This is a genomic window from uncultured Lamprocystis sp. (assembly GCF_903933125.1).
Classification (GTDB): Bacteria; Pseudomonadota; Gammaproteobacteria; order Chromatiales; family Chromatiaceae; genus Thiodictyon.
Map to the genome: position 1 here is coordinate 1 of NZ_CAIZIZ010000028.1, position 19,774 is coordinate 19,774.

General features: G+C 63.4%; 18 protein-coding genes. 17 read left to right on the forward strand and 1 reads right to left on the reverse strand.

Features of this window, described 5'->3' with window-relative positions; genetic code table 11:
- From QZY03_RS01145 to QZY03_RS01195, 11 genes are all read left to right on the forward strand, one after another.
- Nucleotides 1–199 (forward strand): hypothetical protein (locus QZY03_RS01145; RefSeq protein WP_295577358.1); only part of this gene is annotated, 199 nt, incomplete at its 5' end.
- 90 nt (nucleotides 200–289) lie between these two features.
- Nucleotides 290–2,527 carry an arginine/lysine/ornithine decarboxylase gene (locus tag QZY03_RS01150; RefSeq protein WP_295577361.1) on the forward strand — a complete coding sequence of 746 codons (2,238 nt, stop codon included), beginning with the start codon at nucleotides 290–292 and terminating at the stop codon, nucleotides 2,525–2,527.
- Nucleotides 2,528–2,532: 5 nt separating this feature from the next.
- Nucleotides 2,533–3,549: a hypothetical protein gene (locus tag QZY03_RS01155; RefSeq protein ID WP_295577363.1), complete on the forward strand. Its 1,017-nt coding sequence runs from the start codon at nucleotides 2,533–2,535 to the stop codon at nucleotides 3,547–3,549.
- 512 nt (nucleotides 3,550–4,061) lie between these two features.
- The gene (gene rpsP / locus QZY03_RS01160) at nucleotides 4,062–4,343 is read left to right on the forward strand and encodes a 30S ribosomal protein S16 (RefSeq protein WP_020502683.1); all 282 of its coding nucleotides are present in this window, start codon (nucleotides 4,062–4,064) and stop codon (nucleotides 4,341–4,343) included.
- Nucleotides 4,344–4,392: 49 nt separating this feature from the next.
- Nucleotides 4,393–4,911, forward strand: coding sequence for a ribosome maturation factor RimM (gene rimM / locus QZY03_RS01165; protein WP_295577370.1), 519 nt, complete (start codon nucleotides 4,393–4,395; stop codon nucleotides 4,909–4,911).
- A 45-nt stretch (nucleotides 4,912–4,956) separates the two neighbouring features.
- Entirely contained in the window at nucleotides 4,957–5,703 is a 747-nt protein-coding gene (trmD, locus tag QZY03_RS01170) for a tRNA (guanosine(37)-N1)-methyltransferase TrmD (protein WP_295577373.1), read from the forward strand.
- 55 nt (nucleotides 5,704–5,758) lie between these two features.
- Nucleotides 5,759–6,103, forward strand: a complete 345-nt coding sequence (rplS, locus tag QZY03_RS01175; protein ID WP_020502680.1) for a 50S ribosomal protein L19 — start codon at nucleotides 5,759–5,761, stop codon at nucleotides 6,101–6,103.
- A 130-nt stretch (nucleotides 6,104–6,233) separates the two neighbouring features.
- Entirely contained in the window at nucleotides 6,234–7,685 is a 1,452-nt protein-coding gene (sbcB, locus tag QZY03_RS01180) for an exodeoxyribonuclease I (protein WP_295577376.1), read from the forward strand.
- 343 nt (nucleotides 7,686–8,028) lie between these two features.
- A complete protein-coding gene (locus QZY03_RS01185; protein ID WP_295577379.1) occupies nucleotides 8,029–9,501 on the forward strand; it encodes a circularly permuted type 2 ATP-grasp protein in 1,473 nt (490 codons plus the stop codon).
- 116 nt (nucleotides 9,502–9,617) lie between these two features.
- Nucleotides 9,618–10,580 (forward strand): alpha-E domain-containing protein, encoded by a 963-nt coding sequence (locus QZY03_RS01190; protein ID WP_295577383.1) that lies wholly within the window; start codon nucleotides 9,618–9,620, stop codon nucleotides 10,578–10,580.
- A complete protein-coding gene (locus tag QZY03_RS01195) occupies nucleotides 10,577–11,482 on the forward strand; it encodes a transglutaminase family protein (protein ID WP_295577386.1) in 906 nt (301 codons plus the stop codon). The genes QZY03_RS01190 and QZY03_RS01195 overlap by 4 nt, the downstream gene beginning before the upstream one ends.
- A gap of 273 nt (nucleotides 11,483–11,755) precedes the next feature.
- Here QZY03_RS01195 and QZY03_RS01200 read toward each other — a convergent pair whose 3' ends face one another.
- On the reverse strand, nucleotides 11,756–12,877 hold the full coding sequence (locus QZY03_RS01200) for a glycosyltransferase (RefSeq protein WP_295577388.1): 1,122 nt from the start codon (nucleotides 12,875–12,877) through the stop codon (nucleotides 11,756–11,758).
- A 174-nt stretch (nucleotides 12,878–13,051) separates the two neighbouring features.
- Here QZY03_RS01200 and QZY03_RS01205 point away from each other — a divergent pair, with 174 nt between their 5' ends.
- From QZY03_RS01205 to rfbD, 6 genes are all read left to right on the forward strand, one after another.
- Nucleotides 13,052–13,789: a (Fe-S)-binding protein gene (locus tag QZY03_RS01205; protein ID WP_295577390.1), complete on the forward strand. Its 738-nt coding sequence runs from the start codon at nucleotides 13,052–13,054 to the stop codon at nucleotides 13,787–13,789.
- Nucleotides 13,779–15,194 (forward strand): LutB/LldF family L-lactate oxidation iron-sulfur protein, encoded by a 1,416-nt coding sequence (locus tag QZY03_RS01210; RefSeq protein ID WP_295577392.1) that lies wholly within the window; start codon nucleotides 13,779–13,781, stop codon nucleotides 15,192–15,194. The genes QZY03_RS01205 and QZY03_RS01210 overlap by 11 nt, the downstream gene beginning before the upstream one ends.
- Nucleotides 15,195–15,364: 170 nt before the next feature.
- Complete coding sequence (rfbB, locus tag QZY03_RS01215; protein WP_295577394.1) at nucleotides 15,365–16,423, forward strand: dTDP-glucose 4,6-dehydratase; 1,059 nt, start codon at nucleotides 15,365–15,367, stop codon at nucleotides 16,421–16,423.
- Between the two features lie 16 nt (nucleotides 16,424–16,439).
- Nucleotides 16,440–17,324, forward strand: coding sequence for a glucose-1-phosphate thymidylyltransferase RfbA (gene rfbA, locus QZY03_RS01220; RefSeq protein WP_295577396.1), 885 nt, complete (start codon nucleotides 16,440–16,442; stop codon nucleotides 17,322–17,324).
- Entirely contained in the window at nucleotides 17,321–17,893 is a 573-nt protein-coding gene (gene rfbC / locus QZY03_RS01225) for a dTDP-4-dehydrorhamnose 3,5-epimerase (RefSeq protein ID WP_020502667.1), read from the forward strand. Before rfbA ends, rfbC begins: the two co-directional genes overlap by 4 nt.
- The gene (gene rfbD, locus QZY03_RS01230) at nucleotides 17,890–18,819 is read left to right on the forward strand and encodes a dTDP-4-dehydrorhamnose reductase (RefSeq protein ID WP_295577399.1); all 930 of its coding nucleotides are present in this window, start codon (nucleotides 17,890–17,892) and stop codon (nucleotides 18,817–18,819) included. Before rfbC ends, rfbD begins: the two co-directional genes overlap by 4 nt.
- The last annotated feature ends 955 nt before the right edge of the window (nucleotides 18,820–19,774 follow it).

Here is a 19,774-nt window from a genome sequence, read left to right on the forward strand (position 1 = left end):
CAGCAATTCCAAATTTGGGCGGCATCGCGCGCCCCCTGGTGGATGCGGCGCGCGCAACCACCGTGCCGGGTCCATGACACCGAGCGGCGCGCCTTATCCACCCTACAACGGAGTCGGTTTTCGTAGGGTGGATAAGCGCAGCGCATCCACCAGCGACCTCGCCGCCGCCACGCTGCTGGCGGCGGCCACCCAAATTTAGAACTGCTGCCCGACGCAAGAGCGTCACGCGCGCGCCCGCTCAAGGCCCTATACTGCCGCGTTTTCCACGCCCCACCCAAGAGGCTCCCCCATGCATTTCCGTTTCCCCGTAGTCATCGTCGACGAGGACTTCCGCTCCGAGAACGCCAGCGGCACCGGGGTACGGGTGCTGGCCAAGGCGATCGAGGAAGAAGGCATCGAAGCCCTGGGCGTCACCAGCTTCGGCGATGTGGCCTCCTTCGCCCAGCAGCAGTCGCGCGCCTCCGCCTTCATCCTGTCGATCGACGACGAGCAGTTCTCGTCACCCGAGGAGGCGGCGGCGGCCATCGCGCAGTTGCGTGCCTTTGTGGAGGAAATCCGCTTTCGCAATACGGATATCCCGATCTTCCTCTACGGCGAGACCCGCACCTCCCGCCACATCCCGAACGACGTGCTGCGCGAACTGCACGGCTTCATTCACATGTTCGAGGACACCCCCGAGTTCGTCGCCCGCTACATCGTGCGCGAAGCGCGCAACTATCTGGACTCACTGGCTCCCCCCTTCTTCCGCGCACTCACCCACTACGCGGCGGACAGCTCCTACTCCTGGCACTGTCCGGGGCACTCCGGCGGGGTGGCCTTTCTCAAGAGCCCGGTGGGTCAGATGTTCCACCAATTTTTCGGCGAGAACCTCTTGCGGGCCGACGTCTGCAATGCGGTGGAAGAACTGGGCCAATTGCTCGACCATACCGGACCCGTGGCGGCAGCCGAGCGCAACGCGGCGCGCATCTTCCACGCCGATCACCTGTTCTTCGTTACCAACGGGACCTCCACGTCCAACAAGATCGTCTGGCATTCAACCGTCGCTCCCGGCGACGTGGTCGTGGTGGACCGCAACTGTCACAAATCGATCCTCCACGCCATCACCATCACCGGCGCCATCCCGGTCTTCCTGATGCCGACCCGCAACCACTACGGGATCATCGGGCCGATCCCGCTCTCCGAGTTCAGTTGGGAGAACATCGAGCGCAAAATCGCCGCCAATCCATTCGCTCAGACCGGCGCCCGCCCGCGCATCCTGACCATCACGCAGAGCACCTACGACGGCGTGCTCTACAACGTCGAGACCATCAAGGAACAGTTGGACGGCCGCATCGACACCCTGCATTTCGATGAAGCCTGGCTGCCGCACGCGCCCTTCCATGAGTTCTACGCCGATTATCACGCCATCGGCGAGGGGCGGACACCCTGCGCCGACTCCATGATCTTCTCCACCCAGTCAACCCATAAGCTGCTGGCCGGACTCTCACAAGCATCACAAATCCTGGTGCAGGAGAGCACGCACTGCAAGCTCGACCGTGACGTGTTCAACGAGGCCTTCCTCATGCACATGTCCACCAGTCCCCAGTATGCCATCATCGCCTCGTGCGACGTGGCCGCCGCCATGATGGAGCCGCCCGGCGGGCATGCGCTGGTCGAGGAGTCCATCCTGGAAGCACTCGACTTCCGCCGCGCCATGCGCAAAGTCGGCCTGGAACTGGAAGAATCCTGGTGGTTCAAGGTTTGGGGACCGGATGAACTTGCCGAGGAAGGCATCGGCGAACAAGAGGACTGGATCCTGCGGGCCGGTGAGCGCTGGCATGGCTTCGGCGATCTGGCCCCCGGCTTCAACATGCTCGACCCCATCAAGGCAACGGTCATCACCCCTGGGGTTGACGTGGATGGCGATGTCGCCGACTGGGGCATCCCCGCGGCCATCGTCACGCGCTATCTGGTCGAGCACGGCATCATTGTCGAGAAGACCGGGCTCTATTCCTTCTTCATCATGTTCACCATCGGCATCACCAAGGGCCGCTGGAATACCATGGTCACCGAGCTGCAGCAATTCAAGGACGACTATGACCACAATCGGCCGCTGTGGCGCGTCCTGCCGGAGTTCGTGGCCAAACAGCCGCGTTATGAACGGATCGGCCTGAAGGATCTGTGCGACCGCATCCACGCCGTCTATCGTGAATACGACATCCCTCGACTCACCACCGAGATGTACACCTCCGAGATGGCACCCGCCATGCGTCCCGCGGATGCCTTTGCCCGCATGGCCCACCGCGAGATCGAGCGGGTCGAGATCGACCATCTGGAGGGACGCATCACCGCCATTCTCCTCACCCCCTACCCGCCCGGCATTCCACTGCTGATCCCCGGCGAGCGCTTCAATTCCACTATCGTGCGCTATCTCCAGTTCGCCCGCGCCTTCAATGACCAGTTTCCGGGATTCGAAACCGACATTCACGGACTGGTCAAAGAGCAGGTGAATGGGCATGTGCGTTATTACGTGGATTGTGTGCGGTAAGCAACATGAAAGGCAGGCTATTATTCTTGTGTACCAGCCACTTCGACCTGTACAAGATCTTTCAACACGGCTTCGAACACTATTCCGGCTGTGATGTAACCACGATCCTGTACCGGAATTATCGATACAAGAATAAAATGGAAAAGATGCACAACTTCTTTTCCAAGACATTTTTCGGAAAGGATTTACGAAAAATCTGGGCGAGCGCGGAGAGTATTTCCAGAATCCCTGAAAAAGAGCGATACGACTATGCGTTTGTGATCTGCCCCGAACTGTTTCATCCGGAGCATCTCAGACACGCACTGAAAAAAGCCAAGCATTCCATAGCCTACTATTGGGATGGCTTCGATCATTTCCCGGCTTACCTGCAAACCATGGACTATTTCGACAGCCGCTACAGTTTCGACCCGATCGACGCGGAACGCTATGATCTGAAATTCATTCCTAATTTTTACTCTTATGAAGACCGTACGACAGCACACGAGTATGATGTCTATTTCCTTGGGTCTTATGATGAAAGCCGGCTCGCCACCGTTCTGCAAATCTTATCGCTGCTGGAAAAACAGAACAAGCGGGTTGTGATCAAGCTGTTACCAAGCGGCAAGGCAACCACCGCAAAGAACCTGCCGTCGGCGATCACCTTTATCGATCACTTCATCTCGTCCCGCGAAGCCGCTGAACAGATGAAAAAGAGCAGGATCATCCTGGACATCCAGAATCCGATACAGCACGGACTGACCTTCAGGGTGTTTGAAGCCATGGGGCTTGGCAAGAAACTAATAACGACCAATGCGGATATCGTGAACTACGATTTCTATCATCCCAACAACATTTTCATATGGAATCAGAGCACCCGATCCATACCGGATGAGTTCTTCACCAGCCCCTGCCAGGAACTGAGCGAAACCATTTATAAAAAATACAGCCGGGAGCACTGGGTAAAGACCGTATTGGGTCTTCCGGGCGGGACGGAGCATGCCCACCAGCCCCAGCGCTCGATCGGGCGCCGACCAACGATCTGAGCCGGTTTGATCGTCGTACCGGCCGGCCAGGATCGGTCCGCAAAGCGGACCCTACGGCCAGGTCCGCGATCCGTAGGGTCCGCTGTGCGGACGGCCTTGATCACGATTCCGGCCACTTGGGCTCGCCGGGTGCGTAGTCAGGCCATCCTGGCCTGACACCATCAGGGCTGGAAGCCCTGACTACGCATGCCGCTGGCCGGGATTACGATCAAGGCCGCGCGGACCAGCGGTCTCGCAGATCCTCTGGCAGCCGGGCTTATGGTCGAGGCCAAAGAAGTGGGAAAGCAACAACCGCGCGTCAGGTTCGCCCGGGGCCGACCTCGCCCCGCGGCGCGCGCGAAAAACGCGACAACGCAAATGTCTTCGAAAATTACAGGCTTCCGTTCCAAACGGATTTCTGTATACTTGCGCGTTTCCTGCGAGGCGCCCCAAGCGCCGCGCATTCCCTGTGCCCCCATCCGACGCTCCGCAGCCCGGAGCAGGGGCGATTCGATTTTCAGCCAGGACTGCACATGGTCACGATCCGTTTGACTCGCGGCGGTGCCAAGAAGCACCCCTTCTACCAGATCGTCGTTGCCGATATCCGCTCCCCGCGTGACGGGCGGTACATCGAGCGTATCGGCTTCTACAATCCCACCGCCAAGGGCGGCGAGGTACCGTTGCGGGTGGACCGCGCCCGGGCGGAGCACTGGCTCAAGAATGGCGCCCAGCCGACCGATCGGGTGCGGCAAATCCTGAAGCAGGCCGCACGTGAGGCAGCCGCGGCCCTCCCGGCTGCCGCTGCCGCAGCCTGAAAACGACCCGGAGGTCGCTGGTCTATCGCGCCCCGCGGGCTTGAGCGCCATGTCTGGCAACGACGATGCCCGGGCCACGCGGCGGGTCGTGCTCGGCCGCATCGCCGGTGTTTTCGGGGTGAATGGCTGGGTCAAGGTCTTCTCCGAAACTGAACCACGGGAAGGCATCCTGCGCTACTCTCCCTGGACGATCGGCGAAGCGGGTCAACCGCTGCGCGTCCTGGAGGGTCGGGCGCACGGCAAGGGTGTCGTGGCCCGTATCGAAGGCTGCAACGACCGGGACCAGGCTGCTCTGCTGGTCGATCGGGAGATTGCGGTCACTCGGGACCGGCTGCCTCCGCCGAGCGCGGATGAATTTTATTGGATCGACCTGGAAGGACTCCCGGTCGAGACGCTGAGCGGCACCCAACTCGGCCGCGTGAGCCACCTGTTCTCGACCGGGTCGAATGATGTCCTGGTCGTCATCGGAGAGCGCGAGCGCCTGCTGCCCTTCGTCTGGAATGACGTGATCCGGTCAGTGGACTTCGACCGGCCCTTGATCCAGGTCGACTGGGATCCGGACTTCTGAGGACCGCGACGTCACAGCGGATCTCCGAGCGAACGACTGGACGCCATGCGTTTCGACGTGATCACGCTGTTCCCGGATCTCTTCCGGATCTTGCTGGATCAAGGCGTCACCGGTCGCGCCATGACCCGCGGGATCGCGCGGTTGCACCTGTGGAACCCGCGCGATTTCACCTGTGATGTGCACCGTACGGTCGACGACCGCTCCTACGGCGGCGGACCGGGGATGGTAATGAAGGTGGAGCCCCTGCGCGATGCGATCCAGGCCGCGCGGGCGCAGGCACCGGAGAGCCGGGTCGCTTACCTCTCGCCCCAGGGGCGACTGCTCGATCAGGCAGCGATGGGTGAACTGGCGCGAGCGAGCGGGTGGATACTGGTCGCGGGTCGTTACGAGGGGATCGATGAACGATTGATCCAGAGCCATATCGACGAGGAATGGTCGATCGGCGATTACGTTCTGAGTGGCGGTGAGTTGGCAGCAATGGTCGTCATGGATGCGGTGATCCGACTGTTGCCGGGAGCGCTGGGCCATGCCCAATCCGCGGAGCAGGATTCGCATTCCGATGGGCTCCTGGACCACCCGCACTACACGCGTCCGGAAACAGTGGACGGCGCGGCGGTCCCGGCCGTGCTACTCGGCGGTGACCATGCTTTGATCGCCCGCTGGCGGCGGCGCCAGTCCCTCGGTCGAACCTGGCTGCGACGCCCCGATTTGTTGCAGCGACGTGGTCTGACCCCGGCGGATCAAGCGCTGCTCGATGAATTTATGCAGGCCCGTGAAGACCCCGAGGCCTGATCACAGGGATCGGGAGAAGGGTCAGAACAGTCTGAGAACAGGAGCTTAGGAAATCATGAGCAATATCATTCAACAGCTCGATCAAGAGCAGATGAACCGCGAAGTCCCGGACTTTGCAGCCGGCGACACCGTCGTCGTCCAGATCAAGGTCAAGGAGGGCGAACGCGAGCGTCTTCAGGCCTTTGAAGGTGTCGTAATCGCCAAGCGCAACCGCGGCCTCAACTCCGCCTTCACGGTTCGCAAGATCTCTCACGGCGAGGGTGTCGAGCGTGTCTTCCAGACCTACAGCCCGGCGGTTGCCGAGATCCAGGTCAAGCGCCGGGGCGACGTGCGTCGTGCCAAGCTCTATTACCTGCGCGGACTCACCGGCAAGGCGGCCCGCATCAAAGAAAAGGTCTAGCCGAGCGGCTGGACGGACGACTGCGCCGGACCGGCGACGGCAACACCGGCGCCGGCAGGTCGTCCGCGACCCCCCGGCGTCTGGACAAGGTCCGGTGGGTTCATCACACTGGCACAGCCCCGTCCGACCCATGGCCACAACCTTCTATTGGCACGACTACGAAACCTGGGGCACCGATCCGCGCCGGGATCGCCCCTGTCAGTTCGCCGGCCTGCGTACAGATTCAGAACTGCGTCCGATCGGTGAGCCGCTGGTGGTCTACTGCCGCCCGACGGCTGATCTGTTACCCCAGCCGGACGCCTGCCTGATCACCGGCATCACGCCCCAACTCGCCGCCGAAAAAGGCCTGATCGAGGCCGAGTTTGCCGCCGCCATCGTTGCCGAACTGGGCGCCCCGAATACCTGCGGCGTCGGGTTCAACAGTATGCGGTTCGATGACGAGGTCACGCGCAACCTCCTGTACCGCAATCTGCTGGACCCCTATGCCAGAGAATGGCAGAACGGTAACTCCCGCTGGGACCTCATCGACACCCTGCGCCTGGCCCAAGCCCTGAGACCCGACGGGATCCATTGGCCGCTGCGCGACGATGGCACCGCCTCCTTCCGGCTTGAGGATCTCGCCCGCGCGAACGCCATACCCCACGAGGGTGCCCACGATGCGCTCGCCGATGTGCAGGCCACGATCGCGCTGGCCGGACTCCTGCGCCGGGCCCAGCCGCGGCTCTTCGACTACGCCCTGACGCTGCGCGACAAACAGCAGGTGCGCACCCTGCTCGACAAGGGCGAACCCCTGCTGCACGCCTCGTCCCGTTTTCCGGCCGCTCAAGGGTGCATCGCCCCGATCCTGGCGCTCGCGACCCACCCCACCAACGCCAACGAGATCATCTGCATGGATCTTCGCGCGGACCCGACGCTGTTGCTCGATCTATCGACTGACGAACTCCGCCGACGGATCTTCACCCCGCTGGCCGATTTACCCCTGGGAACGGCCCGAGTCCCGCTGAAATCGGTCCATCTGAACCGCGCGCCGGTGCTCGCGCCGATGAAGACCCTGAGCGCGGAGGCGGCGGCGCGCTGGTCCATCGACCTGGACCAGGTGACTCATGCCACACAGATCGTCAAGCAGCACGCGGCAGCCATCCGCGAGCGCGTTCAGGCGGCGCACCAGCGACCCCCCGGCGGCGCCCGCGATCAAGCCGAGACCGACCCCGACCTGATGCTCTACGCCGGCGGTTTTTTCACCGACGCCGATCGGCGGCGACTGGAGAACCTGCGTGGACTCACCCCAGACGCACTGTCGCAGGGCGGGTTTCGCTTCGATGACCCACGTCTGCCCGAAATGGTCTTCCGCTACCGCGCCCGCAATTGGCCGCTGACGCTGACCCCGGACGAGCGGGAGCAGTGGGCCGCGTGGCGCCTGACCCGGCTCACCGATCCGGCCGGCGGCGGCAGCATCGATCTCGATCGGTACGAAGAGCGCCTGGCCGTCCTCGCGCAAACCCATGCCGCGGACCCTGCTAAACTCCGTCTCATTGAGGCCCTGGCTGCTTGGGCCGAAACCCTGATGGACGCGGGGGAGTGAGGCGATTGTTCGCTCGCGTGGAAGACGCCATCGTCAGTCGGCAGGTCGCCCGCGCCCTTTGCGAAAAGGCGGAACGCCAGGTCGACACCAGCCCGCCCTAGACCTGAACCCGCACCAATTCAGCCCCCGACCTGTCGAACCGCGCGATCCTGGGGCGCCGATCGGCCGCGCGATGCTCCCTGTTCAGGGCATCCGCCGGGCCTCATGCGGCGAGAACAGGGCCACCTGACCGTTAAACCGTGGCTTACGTGACAACATCAAGGACTCGACCAATGGACAAGAGAATGGCATGACTTTTGCTTATGTTTAAGCTAAGATCATCGATCGCACGGACATTCGCACCATGCTGAGGCAATTCCAATCCAGCGGCGCCGTCCAAGCCCAGGCCAACGGCGCTGGCCCCGCGATGGCCTACCACGAGTTTTACGGCGACAACTTCCGCCCCCGGGACCACTACCTCCCAATGTGGGAGCACATCCAGACCACCGGTCAGCAGATGCTGGGGACCAAGGCCCACGAAGCACACCTCGCGCTGCATACCGAAGGCGTGACCTTCACGGTCTACGCGAATGAAGACGAAGGCATCGAGCGGGTCTGGCCCTTCGACATCCTGCCGCGCATCATCACGGCGCCTGAATGGACCATGCTGGAGGCCGGGCTCAAGCAGCGCATCCGCGCGCTGAATCTCTTCCTCAAAGACCTGTACCACGGTCAGCGCATCCTGAAAGACGGGGTGGTGCCACCGGAACTGATCTACCGCGGCAAAGACTTCCGCCGGGAGATCATGGACATCGACCCACCCCACGACATCTACACCCATATCAGCGGGGTCGACCTGATTCGCGATGAGGAGGGGCGCTACCTGGTCCTCGAGGACAATTTGCGTACGCCGTCCGGCGTCTCCTACATGATCGAAAATCGCATGGTGGAGCGGCGCATCCTCCCCGAGTTCTTCGCCCGCTATAAGGTCCGGCGGGTGGAACACTACCCGGCCCTGCTGCTGCAGGCGCTGCGCTTTCTCGCCCCCCGCGGTCCCGACAACGCCACCATCGTGCTGTTGACCCCCGGAATCTTCAACTCCGCCTATTTCGAGCACACCTTCCTGGCGAAGGAAATGGGTGTCGAACTGGCCGAAGGCCGGGACCTGGTTTGCAAGAACGACAAGGTCTACCTCAAGACCACCCACGGGCTGCGCCGGGTCGACGTCATCTACCGACGGGTCGACGACGACTTCCTCGACCCACTGGTATTCCGTTCCGATTCGGCCCTGGGTGTCGCCGGGGTCATTGATGCCTGGCGAGCCGGCAATGTGGCCTTGGTGAACGCTCCCGGCAGCGGAATTGCCGACGACAAGGCGGTCTATGCCTATGTCCCGGAGATCATCCGGTACTACCTCGGGGAGTCGCCGATCCTGCAAAACGTCCCGACCTACCAGATGACCGACCATCAGGACCGCGCCTATGTGCTCGACAATATGGAGCGCATGGTGATCAAGGCGGTCGCCGAGTCGGGCGGTTACGGCATGCTGATGGGACCCTCGTCGACGGCGTCCCAGCGGGCCGAGTTCGCCAAAAAGATCGCTGATAACCCGCGCAACTATATCGCCCAACCGGTCGTCCAGTTGTCACGGCACATCTGCTACCTGGACGGTGAACTGGAGTCCCGTCACCTGGATCTCCGCCCCTTCATCATCTACGGCGACGGCATCCAGGTCGTCCCCGGCGGTCTGACCCGAGTGGCCCTCACCAAGGGCTCACTGGTGGTCAATTCCTCCCAAGGCGGCGGGAGCAAAGACACCTGGGTGCTGGCCGATTGATGCGGTTCCAACCAAGGGGGCCGCGGTTGATGCAACTGAACGCACGTCTCTATGCGCGTTCAGTGGCGTTTATGTGCGTCTGAATTTTTTCTTAGATAGCTCCCGGAGCCTAGGGGATGTTGAGTCGTATCGGCGAATCGCTCTATTGGATGACGCGCAACCTGGAGCGTGTCGACGGCACGGCACGCATCCTGGACATCAATGTTGTCTATATGTTGGAAGCGGACGAAGACGCCACCGAGGAGATGCAGTGGCAGCCGCTCCTGAACATCGTCGGCGCTGATGAGATTTACCCGATTCGTTATCCGGATAAACGGGTGACGGTGCAGCGCGTCATCCACCTGCTAACCCAGGGACGGGATAATCCGGGCTCGCTCTACAACAGCCTGCGTCTGGCGCGCGAGAACGCCCGGGTGGTGCGCGACCGCATCTCCAATGCCATGTGGGAGGCGATCAACGAATTCTGGCTCTCGGCCGATAAACACCTGAAAACCACGCTCCAGCCATGGCGTGCAGCCGAGTTCTACGCCTTTGTGCACCGCGAGGTCGCAACCTTCTTCGGCATCGCCCAGAGCACTATGATGCGCGGTGAGGCCTATGGCTTCACCGTACTCGGCAGCCTTCAGGAACGCGCGGACATGACCGCCCGTATTCTCGATGTTCGCTATCACCTGCTGCTCCCGGATGTGAGTATGGTCGGCTCGCCCCTGGACTATTACCAGTGGGGCGCGCTGCTCAAATCACTCTCCGGATTCGAGTCTTACCGGCGCGAATACCACGGCGGCATCCGTCCCATCGAGGTCGTGGAATTCGTCGTTCTGAATCCGGACTTTCCGCGCTCACTGACCTATTGTCTCGAGGGCATGGAACGCGCCGTCAAACGCATCGGTTACGTGGAACAGGGGGCCGTCCCGCAGGCCTTGGAGGCGCTACGCGGACACCTGACCGGCGTCACCGCGACCGATATCCTGGACCGCGGATTACACGAATATCTCGACCGGTTCCTGGAGTTACTGGCGGATCTGACGACGGCCCTGCAAAGCGACTACTTCGAGGCGCATCTGGGGGACGAGGCGTGAACTATAGGATCGAGCGCAACTGTCGCATCCAATTCCCCTCCCCGGTGCGGGAGCACCATGTCCAGGTTCGCCTCGCGCCTTGGGAAGATAGCGCCCAAGCGCTGATCAGCCTGGACCTGCGTGTCTCACCGGAAGCGATCCCCGTGGCCCGCTACGACGGTTTTGGCAATTTGTCGCATCATTTTTCCGTACTCGATGCCCATCGCGCACTCGAGTTCAAGCTCACCGCGGACGTCGAAACCCGACTTGCCAACCCCTTCGACTACGAGGCGATCACTCCGGCGCGGGAGCGCGCCTGGCTGGCGGATAGCCTGCACCAGGCGCCGCGCCTGTGGGACTTCGTCTACCATCAGGGGCCGCTGACACCGGCGCTTCCGGTCGAGATCAGCGGCCAGCCACTACCGGCCTGGCGGGATGGCATACCGGTCCTGACCCAGGTGCAGGAGGCCTCGGCCTGGGTCCACGCATTCACCGCATTCGACCCGACCGCGGCAAGTTCAGTCGCCACCCTCACCGCCCTGTTCGACGCCGGCCACGGCACCGCCGCCGACCTGGCCCACCTGTTGATCGCGGTCCTGCGGGGCTGGAGCTGCCCGGCGCGCTTCGTCTCCGGCTACCAGGACCCTGCCTACTTCGAGCCCGATGACGAAGCACCACCAGGGACCAAACCGCGCCCCCAGACCCTGCACCAATGGGTCGAAGTGCTGATTCCGGGCGTCGGTTGGCGCGGTTTCGATCCCGCTTTCGCCCTGGTCGCCGACGACACCTATATCCGGGTCGCGGTCGGCCGCGACGCCGGCGATGTGAGTCCGATACGGCACACGAGTAAGGGCACCGGCGAACCCCCGGAACTGATCGAGAGCCTCAGCGTCATCCGCCTGGAGGACGTCGCCGGCACCTAGGGAAACGCGAAACACGTTTATTAGGCAGCGCCTTTGGCGTGTCCTTCGTTGTCGTTGTCGTAATCGGATAAGGAACGGTTCACTAATAATCTAAACAGGTCTGTTAGGCATGCCTTTAGCACCGTTGTCGTCATCAAGGCGCGACGCGCGCGGCTGCAGTAGCCGCTTCGCAGACTGCAGAGGGTCCTGAATCGATCCGTAATCCGATTACGACAACGACAACGACAACGACAACGACAACGACCGAGACGCCAAAGGCGCTCTCTGAGTGGCTCAGGCAACATCCACATCCAACCCCAGCGCCTCCAGATAGCGCCGGGCGCTGCGATCCTGTTCGTACTCGCTCACGGCGGACCGCAGGACCCCGCCGGGTAGTGGCCGCTCCAGCGTCGCCGTCATCGCCGCCGCCAGCGCCAACACGTCGCCCACCGGCACCAGGGGGCCGAAGCGCCCGCCGTCCAAGACTTCAGCAGGTCCGCTGGGACAATCGGTCGACACCACCGGGACTCCCAGCGCCAAGGCCTCCGTCAGCACATTCGGCGATCCCTCCCACGCGGACGACAGCACAAACAGCGCGGCTCGCGCGAGAAACGCATAGGGATTGTGCTGAAAACCGACCAGCGCCACCCGCTCAGCCAAGCCCAGAGCAGCGATCAATGCCTCCAGACGGGGGCGGGCCTTGCCCTCGCCCAGGATCAGGAGCCGACAGGGGCGATCCCGCGCGACCAAGGCGAAGGCACGCAGCAGGGTCGGAAAGTCCTTTTGAGCTTCCAGGCGGCCGGCCGCGCAGACCACGGGGAGACCCGGATCATCCAGCCAAAGATGTGGGCAGGGCTGTGCCGCCTGGGCCGCCAGTTCCGGGGTGATGACCGGATTGCGGATGACCAGGATGGACCGCCGCGGCAGCCGGGCGATGCGGGCGGTGTCCTCCGCCACGCCGACGGAGACCGCGACGATCCGGTCGACCCGCGGATACAGCAGCCGGATCGGCAGGTAGCGCAGCCAGCGGTCAATCCAAGGACGGCCCGCCATGGCGGTGGAGAGATTGGTTCCGAGCCGCAGCACGATCGGGGTTCCGGTGCCCGCCAAAGCGCGTGCCACCACGGCGGTGCGGCCAGCCCGGTCCTTGGCGACCAGCAGGGCCGCCGGACGACGGTCGCGCAGGTAGCGCGCCAGCGCTGGGGCGGCCAGGAAGGTGTGACGGGTATCCAATCGAATCTGTTCCACCGAATCCGGCAGACGTGTGAGATGCGGACTCGCGGCACGCACCAGCACCAATTCCACCGGTTGCCCCAGGTCCACAAAGCCGCGGATCAGATTGATCAGCATGCGCTCCACCCCACCCGTTCCGGAGAAAGAGGCAAAGACCGCGAGTGGGCGAGGCGCAGCGGGCATGGCAGAGCAACAGGAAGACGTGGCAGTCAGGTTCGACCGAGCGCATCATACTTGAGGACTGGCCTGAGGACCGGCCTGAGGACCACCGGCAGCACCATGTGGTTGACCACGGACTGGTCCACGACCGCGCGCTGCGGGATACTCACGATTGCGCACCTACCACTCGCACAGCCTATGCCCAACACCGTCTATTTCTTTGGCACCTGCCTCATCGATCTCCTGTTCCCGCGCACCGGGCTCGCGGCCATGCGGCTGCTGAAGCGCGCGGGCGTGCGGGTGATCTTCCCCCAGGGTCAAACCTGCTGCGGCCAACCGGCCTATAACGCGGGTTACCGCGACGAAGCACGCCGGGTGGCGCGGGCGCAACTGGATGCCTTTCCCGCGGCCGTGCCGGTGGTCGTGCCCTCGGCCTCCTGTGCCGGGATGCTCAAGGTCCATTACCCCTTGTTGCTCGCCGACACGGCCGACGCCGCGCGCGCCGACGCCTTTGCCGGGCGGGTGGTGGAGCTGACTGACTTCCTCACGCGGGTCCTCGACGTGCGCCTCACCGACCTGGGTCCGCCCATCCGGGTCGCGGTGCACAACTCCTGCTCCTCCCGCCGGGAGCTGGGCGTCGCGGACGCGACCAGGGACCTGCTGCGGCGGCTCGCCCGGGTCGATCTGGTGGAACCGGAACGCGCCCACGAGTGCTGCGGCTTCGGTGGCACCTTCGCGATCAAGCAGCCGGAGATCTCCGCGGCCATGGCGGCGGATAAGACCAGCGCCATCGCCGCCACCGGCGCCGCCGTCCTGGTCAGCCAGGACTGCGGCTGCCTGATGAATCTGGGCGGCACCTTCGCCCGCCGCGGCGGCGGCCCGGTGATCAAGCACGTTGCCGAGTTCATCTGGGAGCGCACCAGTCATGACGAGTGAGTTTCGCCTTGCCATCGGCGCGGCCCTGGGGCGGGAACGGGTCCGCACCAACATCCGCAAGGCCATGGACGGATTGGTCAGCAAGCGGGCGGCGGCCTTCCCGGATGCGGACGAGCGCGAACGCCTGCGCGATCAGGGCGAGGCCATCCGCGGCGAATCGGTGGCCCGCCTGCCGGAACTCCTGGAGGAACTGGAGCGCAGTTGCACCCGCAACGGCATCCAGGTCCACTGGGCCGAGACCGGCGAGGACGCCAACCGGCTGGTCCTGGACATCCTGCGGCACGCCGGAGCAACCGCGCTGCTCAAAGGCAAATCGATGGTCTCGGAGGAGATGGGACTCAATGAGTTCCTGAAGCACCAGGGCATTGAGGCGGTCGAAACCGACCTGGGTGAACTCATCATTCAACTGGCCGGCGAGGCGCCCTCCCACATCATCGCCCCGGCCATCCACAAGGACCGCGCCGAGGTCGCGGCCCTGTTTCGCGAACACTACCCGGACGAGCCGCCCGCCGAACGGATAGAGGAAATGACCGCGCTGGCACGCCGCGTCATGCGCAAGCGCTTTCGCGGCATGACCGCGGGGCTGTCCGGCGTCAATTTCGCGGTTGCCGAGACCGGGACCCTGTGCCTGGTCGAAAATGAGGGCAACGGGCGGCTCTGCACCACCCTGCCGGATCTGCATATCGCGGTGATGGGCATCGAGAAAGTGATCGCCCGACTCGATCAGGTACCGCCGCTGCTCACCCTGCTCACCCGCAGCGCCACCGGCCAGCCGATCACCACCTACGTGAACTTCATCAGCGGACCGCGCCGGCCGGGGGAGCAAGACGGGCCGCGGGCCGTCCACCTGATCCTGCTCGACAACGGCCGCTCGCGCATCCGTCTGGACCCGGAGCTGTCCGCCACCCTGCGCTGCATCCGTTGCGCCGCCTGCATGAATCACTGCCCGGTTTACACCCGCCTGGGCGGTCATGCTTACGGTACCGTCTATCCGGGTCCCATCGGCAGCATCCTCGAACCCCAGATCCATGGCCTGGCCGAGCGGGGCGAAATGGCGGAGGCGTCCAGTCTCTGCGGCGCCTGTGCCGAAGTCTGTCCGGTACGCATCCCGATCCCCCGGCTGTTGAATCGCCTGCGCTTCGAAGCGGTCAATGCCCAGGCGGATTCGCCCACCCTGGGCCACGGTAGCCGGCGGCTGGCCGGCCAGGCCGGACTCTGGCGCCTGTGGGCCTGGACCTGCGCACACCCGCGCATCTACCGCACACTGACCAGACTGATGACGGCGCTGCGCCAACTGCAACCGAGCCGCATCAAACCCTGGACCGACACCCGCGAGGCACCGCGAATCGCCAATCAGGACCTGCACCGTCAGGCACGCGCGGCCGGTTTCACGGACCGGCTCTGACGCGGTATCATCGCGTCAGCGCAGGAAAAACCGGTCCAGTTCGCACGACGCCGCGGGACGTCGGGGACGTCTCCTGATTCTTCCGGAGGTTCCACGGGTGTTGCCGGAACCCGCTGCGGCGAATAAGTGCCTCGTCCAAATTCATAAACTCCACCAGGAGGGTTTTTTTGATGCACACAGTGATGGTCACCGGGGGTGCCGGATTCATCGGCGGCAATTTTGTCCACTTTTTGATGGACCAGACCGATTGCCGGGTGGTCAATCTCGACAGTCTGACCTATGCCGGCAACCTGGATACGCTTGCCCCGCTGGCGAACAACCCGCGCCATTGCTTTGTCCATGGGGAGATCGGCAATGCGGCATTGGTAGAACAACTGCTGAAAGACTTTGAAGTCGACGCGGTTGTGAACTTCGCCGCCGAGAGCCATGTGGACCGCTCCATCGACGGACCAACCCCGTTCATCACGACCAACGTGGTGGGAACCTTCAACCTGCTGGAGTGCGCCCGTGCCCATTGGCTCAAGCGTAGCGAGACGGCACGGCAGCGCTTTCGCTTTCTGCACGTCTCCACCGACGAGGTCTACGGCTCACTGGGTGCCACCGGACGCTTCACCGAGTCGACCCCCTATGCCCCCAACTCACCCTATTCGGCATCCAAAGCGGCCTCGGATCATTTGGTGCGAGCCTGGTTCCACACCTATGGATTGCCGGTGCTGACGACCAATTGCTCCAATAATTACGGGCCTTATCAGTTCCCCGAAAAATTGATTCCGCTGATGATCCACAAGGCCCAGCATGGAGAATCCCTGCCGATCTACGGCGATGGGGGCAATATCCGCGACTGGCTCTACGTCACCGATCATTGCCGCGCCATCTGGCGGGTACTCGAGGCCGGTTCTCCCGGCGAGGTCTACAACGTGGGCGGCGACAGCGAGCGCACCAATCTCCAGGTGGTCGATACCCTCTGCGCCCTGCTCGATGAACTGCTCCCCGACTCGCCGCGGCGCCCCCACGCAAACCTCAAGACCTTTGTCACCGACCGTCCCGGACACGACCGTCGCTATGCGATCGACGCCGACAAGATCAAGCGCAACCTGGGCTGGACGCCCAGCGAGACCTTTGAGACCGGTTTGCGACGCACCGTCGCCTGGTACTTGGACAACCCCGAATGGTGCCGCCGCGTGACCGACGGGAGCTATCGCGGCGAGCGCCTGGGCGCGGCCCTTTGACAGACGGACGACCCCAATGAACCGAAAAGGCATCATCCTCGCCGGCGGGTCCGGCACCCGGCTCTATCCCATCACCCGGGCGGTCAGCAAACAACTGCTGCCGGTCTATGACAAGCCGATGATCTACTACCCGCTGTCCACGCTCATGCTGGCGGGGGTACGCGATATCCTGATCATCTCGACCCCGCGGGATCTGCCCCTGTTCGAGACCTTATTGGGCGACGGGTCCCAATGGGGCATCCGACTTGCCTATGCGGAGCAACCCAACCCGGGCGGTCTGGCGCAGGCCTTTCTGATCGGCGAGACCTTCATTGACGGCGACCCTTCCTGCCTGATCCTGGGGGACAACATTTTCTACGGGCAAGGTCTCGGTGACCAGCTCAAGGCTGTCGGCGAGCGCGCCAAGGGCGCGACCGTCTTCGGCTACTGGGTCTCGGATCCGGAACGCTACGGAGTCGCCGAGTTCGACGCCGCCGGTCAGGTCATCGGCCTGGAAGAGAAGCCCAAGCACCCCAAGTCCAACTGGGCGGTGACCGGCCTCTATTTCTACGACGAGGGGGTTTGCGAACTGGCGCGGAATCTCAAACCTTCGCCCCGCGGCGAGCTGGAGATCACGGATCTCAACCGGCTGTATCTCGAACGCGGTGAACTCTATGTGCAACGCATGGGGCGCGGCACTGCCTGGCTCGACACCGGCACCCACGAATCCCTGATGGAGGCCGGGGCCTTCATCGAGACCATCGAAAAACGCCAGGGGCTCAAGATCTGTTGTCCGGAGGAAATCGCCTTCAACAATCGCTGGATCGATGAAGCGCAACTCGCCGCCATGGGAGAGGAACTGCGTAAAAGCGGTTACGGCGAATACCTGCTCGCATTGTTACACCGTGGGTGGCACGCATGAACGTGATCACGACCGATATTCCCGGCGCTATCATCATCGAGCCCAAGGTCTGGGGGGATGAACGTGGCTTCTTCCTGGAGACCTATCGCGCCGGCCCTTATGCGGAATTCGGTATCCGCGCGCCCCTGGTGCAGGATAATCTGTCCTACTCCCGACGCGGTGTCCTGCGTGGTCTGCACTGCCAACATCCCGGCGCCCAAGGCAAACTTGTACAGGTCTACGCCGGCGAGGTGTTCGACGTGGCAGTGGATGTGCGCCGTGGCTCGCCGACCTTCGGCCGGTGGGTGGGTGTCACGCTCTCCGGCGAGAATAAACGGCAGTTCTGGGTCCCGGCCGGGTTCGCTCACGGTTTTCTGGTGACCAGCGAGACGGCGCTGTTCGGCTACAAGTGCTCCGACTACTATCGACCTGAAACCGAGTTCAGCGTGCGCTGGGATGACCCGGCGATCGGCATCGCGTGGCCCCTGGAAAGCCAGGCCGCACCCGAACTCTCCTTAAAAGACCAAGCAGCACCAAGCCTTTCGGAGATTCCGTCCGAGCGGCTGCCTGCCATCGAGGACTATCCATGACCAAGCGACGCTCCACCCCGGATCGCCAGGAATCGAAGCTGCCAAGAATCCTATTGATCGGCGCCAACGGCCAGGTCGGCTGGGAGTTGCGCCGGACCCTGGCCAGCCTGGGAGAGGTGATCGCCGCTTCCGTGGAAGGAGGTTACGGCCCCATCGTCGACCTGCTCGACAAGGGTTTGCTCGCCAAGCTGGTGGAGGAATCGCGTCCGGACGCGGTGGTCAATGCCGCCGCCTACACCGCGGTGGACAAGGCCGAGACCGACCGCGACGTCGCCCGACGCATCAATGCCGACGCGGTGGGTGAATTGGGTGCACTCCTGGCCGAGCGCGGCATACCAATCATCCACTACTCCACCGACTTCGTCTTCTCGGGGCAAGCAAACCGCCCCTACACCGAGACCGACAGCGCGGGTCCGTTGAATGTCTACGGCGAGACCAAACTCGGCGGCGAGCTGGCCCTGATCGAGTCCGGCGCACCCTGCCTGATCTTCCGTACCAGTTGGGTGTACGGGGCGCGCGGCGCCAACTTCCTGCTCACCATGCTGCGCCTGTTCCGGGAAAAGGACGAGTTGCGCATCGTCGATGATCAGGTCGGCGCCCCAACCTGGAGCCGGATGCTCGCCGAGCAGACCGCGCTGGTCCTCTACCGTGTACTGCGCGGCGACCTGGATCTGAAACAGGTTGGCGGCCTCTATCACCTGACCGGCGCTGGTGAGGTCAGTTGGTTCGGCTTCGCCCAGGCCATCCTGGAACAGAGCGGCGCCAACTGTCACCTGATTCCCATTCACTCATCCGAATACCCGGCGCCGGCCAAGCGCCCCGCCTACTCGGTCCTGGACAACACCAAGTTCCGCGAAACCTTCGGGCTCTACATGCCGGATTGGAAGGAATCATTGGACCAATGTCTGGAATTGATCCCCTGCTAACGACCATGGCACCTGTTCCACCCCGGAACATGAAAGCCCTCTCGACCGCTGTCGCGACTGCCAGCGTGCGGGGCTGCGTAGTCAGGGCTTCCAGCCCTGACCGTTCCAGGCTCGACGGCGTCAGGCCAGGATGGCCTGAATACGCACTTTAGCCGCGCGTTCCGTCGATAGCGGTAACCCTAACAACAACAATGAACCGCCAGCCTCGTAAGCTCAGCGTGTGACCGTGAAAGTCACACCGGGTTCCCGTGGGAGCGGCCTCCGGCCGCGATGGGGCCGCGCGGGATGGCGACCAGCCGCGTTCACCACGGCACCGTATCGCGGCCGGAGGCCGCTCCCACGGAAAACCGTCAGTTTGTGCGGGGTCGGTCACCCATTGAATGGACGCATAGCGCTGCTCAAGCGCTCCCAAGGCAGTATCAAGCTGCCGGCTGATTGCTGACCGCTTTTTCCAGGATCAATGAGAGCAGACGGGCGGGAATTTGAGCCCCCTGAGAACCGCCCGCGCCCCCGACTCAGGGTCGGGGGGCAGGCGGGGGGAAAACGCCGCCAGCCAGGTGCTGACGGGCATGGCGTTCCGCGTAAGTCGGAAATTGAATGTTGTCCTCCTCGCCCAATCAATCAGGCTCGGATGTGGGGCTGTGTGTGGACTGCAAACCCGGCGGGGTCGCGGCCTGATCGCCCTCTGTATTTTCGTCATGCCCCGCCACGAGTCCGGCAGCGTGAAGTAAGTCTAACGAGGACATCCGGTCTTTGCAAATGGTTTGTATTGTATAAACCGACTGCTTCCCTGGGCAGCCGCCGCACGCCGAATCGCGCGGTCGCTGCCGGTCACCAAAGCTACTGTTTTTCTATGCCTTTCCGACCAAGACGTTGTGGGAGCGGCGTCCCGCCGCGATGGGGCCGGGCGCGTAACCCGACCGTTCGGGGTGACCGCGGCATCCATCGCGGCGGG

What these genes read in the sequence shown, in the direction of transcription:
- QZY03_RS01150 (WP_295577361.1), top strand. Translation starts at nt 290, where the DNA reads ATGCATTTCCGTTTCCCCGTAGTCATCGTCGACGAGGACTTCCGCTCC.
- QZY03_RS01155 (WP_295577363.1), top strand. Translation starts at nt 2,533, where the DNA reads ATGAAAGGCAGGCTATTATTCTTGTGTACCAGCCACTTCGACCTGTAC.
- rpsP (WP_020502683.1), top strand. Translation starts at nt 4,062, where the DNA reads ATGGTCACGATCCGTTTGACTCGCGGCGGTGCCAAGAAGCACCCCTTC.
- rimM (WP_295577370.1), top strand. Translation starts at nt 4,393, where the DNA reads ATGTCTGGCAACGACGATGCCCGGGCCACGCGGCGGGTCGTGCTCGGC.
- trmD (WP_295577373.1), top strand. Translation starts at nt 4,957, where the DNA reads ATGCGTTTCGACGTGATCACGCTGTTCCCGGATCTCTTCCGGATCTTG.
- rplS (WP_020502680.1), top strand. Translation starts at nt 5,759, where the DNA reads ATGAGCAATATCATTCAACAGCTCGATCAAGAGCAGATGAACCGCGAA.
- sbcB (WP_295577376.1), top strand. Translation starts at nt 6,234, where the DNA reads ATGGCCACAACCTTCTATTGGCACGACTACGAAACCTGGGGCACCGAT.
- QZY03_RS01185 (WP_295577379.1), top strand. Translation starts at nt 8,029, where the DNA reads ATGCTGAGGCAATTCCAATCCAGCGGCGCCGTCCAAGCCCAGGCCAAC.
- QZY03_RS01190 (WP_295577383.1), top strand. Translation starts at nt 9,618, where the DNA reads ATGTTGAGTCGTATCGGCGAATCGCTCTATTGGATGACGCGCAACCTG.
- QZY03_RS01200 (WP_295577388.1), bottom strand. Translation starts at nt 12,877, where the DNA reads ATGCCCGCTGCGCCTCGCCCACTCGCGGTCTTTGCCTCTTTCTCCGGA.
- QZY03_RS01205 (WP_295577390.1), top strand. Translation starts at nt 13,052, where the DNA reads ATGCCCAACACCGTCTATTTCTTTGGCACCTGCCTCATCGATCTCCTG.
- QZY03_RS01210 (WP_295577392.1), top strand. Translation starts at nt 13,779, where the DNA reads ATGACGAGTGAGTTTCGCCTTGCCATCGGCGCGGCCCTGGGGCGGGAA.
- rfbB (WP_295577394.1), top strand. Translation starts at nt 15,365, where the DNA reads ATGCACACAGTGATGGTCACCGGGGGTGCCGGATTCATCGGCGGCAAT.
- rfbA (WP_295577396.1), top strand. Translation starts at nt 16,440, where the DNA reads ATGAACCGAAAAGGCATCATCCTCGCCGGCGGGTCCGGCACCCGGCTC.
- rfbC (WP_020502667.1), top strand. Translation starts at nt 17,321, where the DNA reads ATGAACGTGATCACGACCGATATTCCCGGCGCTATCATCATCGAGCCC.
- rfbD (WP_295577399.1), top strand. Translation starts at nt 17,890, where the DNA reads ATGACCAAGCGACGCTCCACCCCGGATCGCCAGGAATCGAAGCTGCCA.